The organism is Fervidicola ferrireducens (assembly GCF_001562425.1).
Taxonomy (GTDB): Bacteria; Bacillota; Thermosediminibacteria; order Thermosediminibacterales; family Thermosediminibacteraceae; genus Fervidicola; species Fervidicola ferrireducens.
This window is the reverse complement of sequence record NZ_LOED01000019.1, coordinates 35,444-43,490: the sequence shown is the minus strand read 5'-3', so window position 1 is coordinate 43,490 and position 8,047 is coordinate 35,444. Positions and strand designations below refer to the sequence as shown.

General features: G+C 47.4%; 8 protein-coding genes and 1 pseudogene. 7 read left to right on the top strand and 2 right to left on the bottom strand.

Annotated elements, in window-relative coordinates:
• Positions 1-307, bottom strand: a pseudogene (locus AN618_RS12705) (RNA-guided endonuclease TnpB family protein); the annotation flags it as partial.
• A gap of 108 nt (positions 308-415) precedes the next feature.
• Positions 416-871: a DUF441 domain-containing protein gene (locus AN618_RS07905; RefSeq protein WP_066353719.1), complete on the bottom strand. Its 456-nt coding sequence runs from the start codon at positions 869-871 to the stop codon at positions 416-418.
• A 121-nt stretch (positions 872-992) separates the two neighbouring features.
• On the opposite strand from AN618_RS07905, the gene AN618_RS07900 reads away from it, so the two are divergent.
• From AN618_RS07900 to yycH, 7 genes are all read left to right on the top strand, one after another.
• Positions 993-2,051, top strand: coding sequence for an ABC transporter substrate-binding protein (locus AN618_RS07900; protein ID WP_066353718.1), 1,059 nt, complete (start codon positions 993-995; stop codon positions 2,049-2,051).
• Between the two features lie 12 nt (positions 2,052-2,063).
• A complete protein-coding gene (locus AN618_RS07895) occupies positions 2,064-2,828 on the top strand; it encodes an ABC transporter permease (protein ID WP_066353716.1) in 765 nt (254 codons plus the stop codon).
• 14 nt (positions 2,829-2,842) lie between these two features.
• On the top strand, positions 2,843-3,634 hold the full coding sequence (locus AN618_RS07890) for an ABC transporter ATP-binding protein (RefSeq protein ID WP_066353715.1): 792 nt from the start codon (positions 2,843-2,845) through the stop codon (positions 3,632-3,634).
• Between the two features lie 134 nt (positions 3,635-3,768).
• Positions 3,769-4,458, top strand: a complete 690-nt coding sequence (yycF, locus tag AN618_RS07885) for a response regulator YycF (protein WP_066353714.1) — start codon at positions 3,769-3,771, stop codon at positions 4,456-4,458.
• An 11-nt stretch (positions 4,459-4,469) separates the two neighbouring features.
• The gene (gene pnpS, locus AN618_RS07880) at positions 4,470-6,239 is read left to right on the top strand and encodes a two-component system histidine kinase PnpS (protein WP_066353713.1); all 1,770 of its coding nucleotides are present in this window, start codon (positions 4,470-4,472) and stop codon (positions 6,237-6,239) included.
• 90 nt (positions 6,240-6,329) lie between these two features.
• On the top strand, positions 6,330-6,728 hold the full coding sequence (locus AN618_RS07875; protein WP_066353712.1) for a hypothetical protein: 399 nt from the start codon (positions 6,330-6,332) through the stop codon (positions 6,726-6,728).
• Positions 6,729-6,742: 14 nt separating this feature from the next.
• The gene (gene yycH, locus AN618_RS07870) at positions 6,743-8,038 is read left to right on the top strand and encodes a two-component system activity regulator YycH (RefSeq protein ID WP_066353710.1); all 1,296 of its coding nucleotides are present in this window, start codon (positions 6,743-6,745) and stop codon (positions 8,036-8,038) included.
• Positions 8,039-8,047 lie beyond the last annotated feature (9 nt).

Below are 8,047 nucleotides of genomic sequence, written 5' to 3'. Positions count from 1 at the left end.
TGCGTGGCGGCTCCTCCAGTTTGCCTTTCCGGTACAGCCGCAGGCAGGCAAAGAAGGAGTCCCACGCCTTCCTTGCCTTTTTGATGACCTCCTGCCCTATGTGGGCGGGCAGGGCACGATACGCCGGATGCTCCTTGAACTCGGCACACAGGGTTTCGTAGGAAGGCACGGGTTCACTCTTGAAGAAGGCCTGCCTGCACCTGTACTGAATGGCATTCCAGAGAGCAGCACAGCGATCCCCGATTGTTTCGAGTATTTGCTTTTGTTGCTTGCTGGGCAAAACCCGGACAATATTTGTTCGCCTCATGCTTCTATTTTAGCACAACTGGCCGCCGCTTTCATCCATACCCTTGAAAGGGTAGAGCCTTCCCGCGGCGGTTATGTAAAAGGCTGCGAAAACGCAGCTTTTTTTTGTCTACATGTTTTGAAACTTCTTTACCAGATTTAATAGTAATGCCGCGATACCGGCTGCCACCAGAGGGCCTGTGGGAAGGCCCTTAAAAAATGTGGACCCGGCTATCGAACCCATGAGGAGGCATATCATGGTTCCGGGATTTTCTTTTAAAAGCCTGACTCCATCCCGGGCCATCACCGCCGAGGCGATTCCGACTAGAAAAATTACAATCACCTCTATGTTAAAAATGCTCCTGTAAACCTGCTTTGTATCAAATTCGCCGGTGCACAAAGGTAGAAGAACTCCGATGACGAGAAGCACTATTCCGAGGTCCAGAATTACGTTCTGATAAGAAGATTGCGGCAGGATTCCCAAAATTTTTAATATCATGAGCGCCGCCGAAGAAATCATTATGAGGTGGTTTTTTCCGAGATATCCGAGGGCCAGGATTAAAAAAATAATGGATGAAGATTTCAAGAAGGGCACCCCCGTCGGGATCTTCACTAAATTATATTTTCATTTAGCCCAATTAATTCACCGAATTGGCGGTGAAAAAATAATATGAGTATAGATATTTTTCTTGGGGGGGTAGTGGGTCATGAGAGGAAGAAAGGTTGCCGTTTTTCTTTTGGTGAGCTTTTTATTCTGCATCGCAGCTCTTTCGCTTTCTGGCTGCGGGGCATCGCGCAGTGCAAATGCTTCAGCGGGAATTTCGTCTCATTCTCGCGGCGAGGTTATAAGGGTGGCCAAACAGTTTGGCCTTGTCTACGCACCGCTTATGGTGGCCGAAAAAATTGATTTCTTTTCAAAATACGGTCTGAAAGTGGAATGGGTCACCTTAGGCTCGGGCGGAGCGGTAAGAGAAGCTATGGCATCTGGCAAAATCGATGCGGCTTTTATGGGAATTCCACCTTTCCTGATAGGATGGGATAAAGGCCTCGATGCCAAGATTGCCGCAGGCTACACCGTGTGCCCGATAAAACTTGTGACATATGACCCCGGCATAAAAAGCCTGGCGGATTTTAAACCCGAACATAAAATAGCACTGCCTTCACCGGGAAGCGTCCAGCACATACTGCTCGCGATGGGCTTAAAAAAGCAGCTGGGGGACGGAACAGCCCTGGACGACAACCTGGTAGCCCTACCTCATCCCGACGGGATGCAGGCTATGCTGGCGAAGAAGGATGTTACGGCCCATTTCACAACACCGCCGTACCTAAACGAAGAATTGAAGCAGCCTGGATATCACGTGGTGCTGGACGGTTTTGAGGCGTACGGAGGGGAGTTTAATTTCAACGTGCTTTTGGTAACTAAAAACTATCATGACCACCATCCCGTGGGGTATGCAGCTTTCGTCATGGGGCTCAACGAAGCTGTGAATTGGGTGAACCAGCATAAAAAGGAAACAGCCGAACTTTTAGCCCCCGAATTCAACATACCCGAGGAAGAACTGTACCGTCAGCTTACCGCTCAGGGCATAAACTTCACAACGGCACCTTACGGCCTTCTGGGATTTTCGGAATTCATGAAAGAGGCCGGATACATTTCCAAAGTCCCCGGCGACCTTTCTGAAATAGCATGGGAAAACGTGCTAGCCCTTGTAGGTAAAAGCGAGGGGAACCCTAGTACCTTTGAAAGGATGCAGGGCATAAGGTAGGGGTATAAGGAAATGAAGAGAATTTTTTCCAAGTTGACCTTGATATTTACATCGGCTTTGCTGTGGGAAAGTGCAAGAATTATTGGCGGCTATTCTGAGCTGCTTTTGCCCGGCGTTTCGGGCGTCGCCCGTTCCTTGTGGATGGAAAAAATCGAACTTTTGAAAAATACGGCGTTTTCCTTAAAACTTATCGGGTTCGGCCTTGCCGTGGCATTTGTGCTTGCGATGATACTTGCGATTTTATGCATGGCAAGCAGGGCCTTTCAGGGACTAATTACCGACGTGATGGCAGTAATGCATCCGCTTCCTGGCATTGCCATCCTTCCAGTGGCCATTCTTTGGTTTGGCATTGGCGTTAAATCAGTGATTTTTGTAATAGTGTTTTCGGCTGTTTGGCCACTTCTCAACCACTTTTACACGGGTTTTCGGTCCATACCGAAAAATCAGCTGGAGGTTGGAAGGAATCTGGGGCTCTCGGGAGTAAAACTTGCTGTTTACGTTATGCTTCCGGCGTCGCTTCCCCACATTTTGGGAGGGCTCCGCACAGGATGGGCCAGGGCGTGGCAGGCGTCGGTGGCGGCGGAGCTGGTCTTTGGTGCTGCCGGGGGTCACGGGGGACTTGGCTGGTACCTTTACAAGAAAAGGTTTATGATGGAAACGCCGGGGGTTTTCGCCGGGATGATCGTGATAATTGCCATAGGCTTGCTTGTGGAATACTTTGTCTTTTCAATACTGGAAAACCTGACGGTGAAAAAATTAAAGCAAGTGATTGACTGAAGGGGGATGAGACGGTGGCACCGTTTGTCAGAGTGGAAAACCTGACGAAAATATACGGCCGCACAAATGAAGCTTTTGCGGGGATAAAGGAAGTGAGTTTTGAAGTTAACGAAGGAGAGTTTTTAGGGGTTATAGGGCGTTCGGGGTGCGGGAAAACGACCTTGCTCAGGTGCATCGCAGGATTTGAAAGTCCGGATGGCGGGAAAATCCTTTTGGACGGGAAAAGCGTATCCCGTCCGGGGCCCGACAGGTTCATGATATCCCAGGGCCTCGACCAGCTATTTCCCTGGCTTTCGCTTAAGGGAAATATCGTGTTTGCCATGAAAACGGTAAACAAAAGGGTGGCCATTAAAGAACTTCAGCGAAAGGCTGAATACTATCTCGAATTGGTGGGGCTTTCCGAATGGGGCGACTACTACCCCTATCAATTATCGGGTGGGATGAAGCAGAGGGCTTTCCTTGCCCGGGCGCTTTCGGTTAACCCCAGGGTGTTGCTTTTGGACGAACCCTTTGGTAGCCTTGACGCCTTAGGGAGAAAGGCCATGCAGGACTTGCTCCTCCAGCTCTGGGGCAAAACGGGAACCACAATAATCCTGGTAACCCATGATATAGATGAGTGCATCCGGCTTTCCGACAGGATTCTGGTGTTCACAAAAGGCACTTTAAGGCATACCCTTTTAAATCCCCTGACAAGGCCCAGAGAGTACGACGATCTAGCCTACAGGGAATTTTACAGAAAGCTGAGCCGAATTTTGGAAAGGGATAAAATTATGAATTTAACATGGGCCGACGCCGTTTTGCGGTGACGATTTGCCATCTTATGCCACCGCGCGATTTTTTTTGTATAATTAAAAGAGGAGAAGATTCAATGATGGATATTTGAAGGAAAACGCTTCGATATATCGAATATTAAGATTTAGAAAAAGAAGAGGTGAGTTTTATGGGCCAGAAGATATTAGTAGTGGACGACGAAAAGCCCATAGTCGATATTTTGAAATATAACCTCGTAAAAGAAGGATATGAAGTGCTTGCCGCTTACGACGGAGAAGAGGCCATAGAAGTTGCTTTCTCGCAAAATCCGGACCTGGTATTGCTCGACATAATGCTGCCGAGACAGGATGGATTTTCCGTGTGCAAAAAGCTAAGGGAAAAGCTCGTATGTCCGATAATAATGCTGACGGCAAAGGGCGAGGAAGTGGACAAGGTGCTGGGCTTAGAACTAGGAGCCGATGATTACGTCACAAAGCCCTTCAGCATGAGGGAGCTGATGGCCAGGATAAAGGCGAACTTGCGCAGGCTTACGCTTTCGAATCCCGCCGAAGAGCAAAAGGTAATCAAGGTAAAGGACCTGGAGATAGACTTGTCGAGCTTCCAGGTGAAGAAAAACGGCAGGGTGCTGGAGCTCACCCTGAGGGAGTTCGAACTTTTAAAATTTCTGGCCGTCCAGGCAGGACAGGTTTTTTCGAGGGAAAAACTGCTGGAAGAAGTTTGGGGTTACGAGTATTATGGGGATATCCGCACCGTGGACGTAACGGTGAGAAGGCTTAGAGAAAAGATAGAGGACGACCCTTCGAATCCAACGTACATATTGACCAAGCGGGGAGTAGGCTACTACTTTTCCAAAAACTAGGGTGATTTTAATTGTTTAAGAGCATACAGGCCAAACTGGTGACGATTTACATACTCCTTATCCTTCTTGCCATGGAAGTGGTGGGCTTTTACTTGATGCAGTCTCTTGAAAGATATCACGACAGGAAGCTCACCGAAAGCCTGATAATAAATGCCCAGCTTATCTCGGATTTTTTGCTGGTAAGGTATTTGCCTCCTGAAAGAAAATTGTCAGTTAACGATTCCACCATCCAAGAATACATAAAACAGGTGGCACCTAGCAGTATAAAATATATAGCGGTGATGGACGAAAAAGCGACGGTGGTGGCTTCGACGGACGAAACGAGGTTTAGCAGAGGCTCCAGGATTTTGTCGCCGGAAGTGATGCAAGCCACCTTTGGCAAGCAAGCCGAGGACATAAGGCAAGACCCCAATACCAAAAAAAGATATAAGTACCTTGCTTATCCGATAAAAAACGACGGTGAAGTGGTGGGAATACTTTACCTGGTGGCTTCTTTGGAGGATATCTACGAGACCCTGAACAATATAAGGTTGATCCTGCTTACGGCGACGTTCCTTGCACTTTTGATCACGGGATTTCTGGGTTACGCTTTGTCCAATACCATAACGGGGCCCATTCGTGAAGTTACGAAACGGGCCGCACTCCTGGCGGAAGGCAACTTCGACCAGAAGATAGAGGTGAAATCCGACGACGAAATAGGAAAGCTCACTGACATGTTCAATTTCCTTGCCGGTCGCTTGAAGGCCACTCTGGAAGAAATCTCAGAGGAAAAGGAAAAAATGGAAGCCATCCTTACAAACATGGCGGACGGGGTCATAGCCTTGAACGGCAGGGGCGAGGTAATCCACATTAATCCGGCAGCGATGCGCATGCTGGGCCTTGAAAGAGAACGGCTCGAAGGAGATTTTGCGGAAAAATTAAAGGATATTTTAAAAATCCACCCTGAGGATTTCCAAAAAGCGGAAAAAACTCCGCTCGAAGTTTTAGTTAAGGTAAAAGACGGCACGCTGAAGGCCATTTTTGCCCCTTTAGCGGGAGAAACGAAGGAGGCGGGTTACATCCTGCTTTTGCAGGATGTAACCAAGCAGCAGCGGCTCGAAGAAATGAGGAAGGAATTCGTCGCCAACGTTTCCCATGAACTTAGAACTCCCCTTACGACAATAAAGAGCTATGCGGAAACTCTGCTTGACGGGGCCATGGACGATTCTTCGGTAGCCCGCCAGTTTATAAGTGTTATAAACGATGAAGCGGATAGAATGACAAGGCTCGTCAACGACCTTTTGGAGCTTTCCAGGTTGGACAATAAAGAAATTAAATGGAATAAAAGGCCGGTTAGAATTGACTTGCTTCTTCGTGAGGTAATATCCAAAATGATGATGAGTGCGAGGAAAAAAAGGCTTTCGGTGGAATGCGAGATAGAGGAAAAACTCGAAGTGTTCGCCGACAGGGACAAAATGGAGCAGGTGTTTCAAAATGTGTTTTCCAACGCCATAAAGTATACCCCCGAGGGAGGCGGGATTTTCGTAAAAGCCAAAAATATTGGCAATCAAGTTTGCATCTCGGTTAAAGACACGGGGATAGGAATTCCGAAGGAAGACCTGCCGAGGATTTTCGAGCGTTTTTACCGGGTTGATAAGACTAGGAGCCGCGAACTGGGCGGAACGGGGCTCGGACTTTCGATAGCCCGCGAAATAGTGCTGGCGCACGATGGCGAGATAAACATTTTTAGCGAACAGGGTAAAGGTACGGAGGTAATAATCAAACTTCCGGCACTTGTGTAAATCAAACGTAATTTCAATGTAATACTCCTGTAATAATTTTGGGTTAAACTGTAAAGAGAGGTATTTTATTTAAAAGAGGAGCAAAGTATCATGAAAAGGCTCATCGGGATAACAGCATTGTCCCTTTTTATAGTTTTTTTGCTTTTCATCATAGCTGATGCCAAGGAAGCATTCGTGCTAAACCGCCCCAAGGAAGACTATGTGACAACTCAAAGCTACGTGGTCGTTTCGGGCGAGACCGTTGCCGATACTTCGGTCGCCGTTTTTGTGAACGGAGAAAAGAAGGAGACCATCAAGGTAGGAGCTTCGGGACTTTTCGTAACCCAGGCCGATATCAGGCTCGGGAAAAACGTCATAACTGTAAAGGCAGTGTTCCCCTCGGGCGAAGAAGAAATCGTATCGCGAAACGTATACAGGCTTGACAAGGATATGAATTTGAAAAGCTTGAGCTCCATAATCCAGGCATTAAAACTTCTCATATTGCAATAAAAGGCGGTGCAGCCGTGAAAAATAGGGATTTCTTTCTCGGTTTGTTGCTCGCTCTGCTGGTCGGCACCAGCCTTTTTCTCTCCGGCATAACGTGGTGGCGCCTTTACGGCGAATACGGTGATATTCAGGCCGAAAATTCCGCCTTGAGCGTTGTAGACCTAGCCGATGTGATTACCCCCGATAGAGTTGTGTTGCATTTCGGACAGGATATGCACAGCGTTCTTTATCCGAATGCACCTTTTTACAGGGAAAGCTGGGATTTTGCAAGAAAGGTACTCCACGGAAAGGAGCTTGTCGAGGTTAAAAACGCGAAGTTGGACGATGAAAACTTACGGCAAAAAGTGGGGATGGAACTCTTTTTCCCCGTGCCTTTACCCGTTGAATTTTTAACAAAGGTTTTCAATATGAACATAACTCAGCAGGCCATCCCTCAGGAAAGATTGGTAAATTCGATGATGATAATTGAGGATGATGGCCTTTCCGTGTTTTTTAAGGGAAGTAGCGGCGAATTTTACGGCTTAAAAAACAGAGAAAGCAGCTTTGAACTGAAAGAGCTTTTGGAGCGGGTAAGACTGGAAAATCCGCCAGTATATACGTACCTCCCGCCTGCCAAGATAAACGTCAAATTCGAGGAAGGCATCTACGTGCCTGTGTCGACAGAACAAAATGACCTGCCCGTGCTTTCTCTTAAACACGAAAAAATGCCGCCCCAAAGCACCATAGCCCAATTTTTCCCCGATTTTTCTGCGACGCGTAAAATCGAAGAAAAAGACGGCGCGGTGGTTTATACCGATGGAAACCGGGGGCTTCGCATATACCCCACCGGTGCCCTTGAGTACAGCAGGCCACTCACCGGAGGACTCAAAACGGGCTCGGATTTTTACGAAGCCTTGAAAATAGCTGCTAATTTTATCAATACCCACGGCGGATGGCCCCAGGACGTATACCTTTCAGGCTACAAGGTGGCTCAAAATCAAAGGACCGCATATACCTTTAATTTCGGCATAAGAATCAAAGGATTGCCGCTTTTAAGTCAAAGCGAATACCTTACGGTTACCGTGGAAGAAAATCAGGTATCCAGGTATTTCAGAAACATTGTAAAAGAAAACAAGGTGCTTTATGAAATTCAGCCCATATCTCCCATACAGGCTCTGGATGCGGCAATCGCCACTTTCAATTTGAAAGAGATAACATCGCTGGAACTCTCTTATCTCATTTTTGAAGATGCGCTGATTCCGGTTTGGACCGTAGAAACCCGGTCCGGCAGAATTTTTATAAACGCCAAAAACGGCATGGCCATCAATTTTTAACCAAAGAGG

Coding starts and splice junctions, on each gene's coding strand:
- AN618_RS07875 (WP_066353712.1), top strand. CDS start 6,330: ATGAAAAGGCTCATCGGGATAACAGCATTGTCCCTTTTTATAGTTTTT.
- yycF (WP_066353714.1), top strand. CDS start 3,769: ATGGGCCAGAAGATATTAGTAGTGGACGACGAAAAGCCCATAGTCGAT.
- AN618_RS07900 (WP_066353718.1), top strand. CDS start 993: ATGAGAGGAAGAAAGGTTGCCGTTTTTCTTTTGGTGAGCTTTTTATTC.
- AN618_RS07895 (WP_066353716.1), top strand. CDS start 2,064: ATGAAGAGAATTTTTTCCAAGTTGACCTTGATATTTACATCGGCTTTG.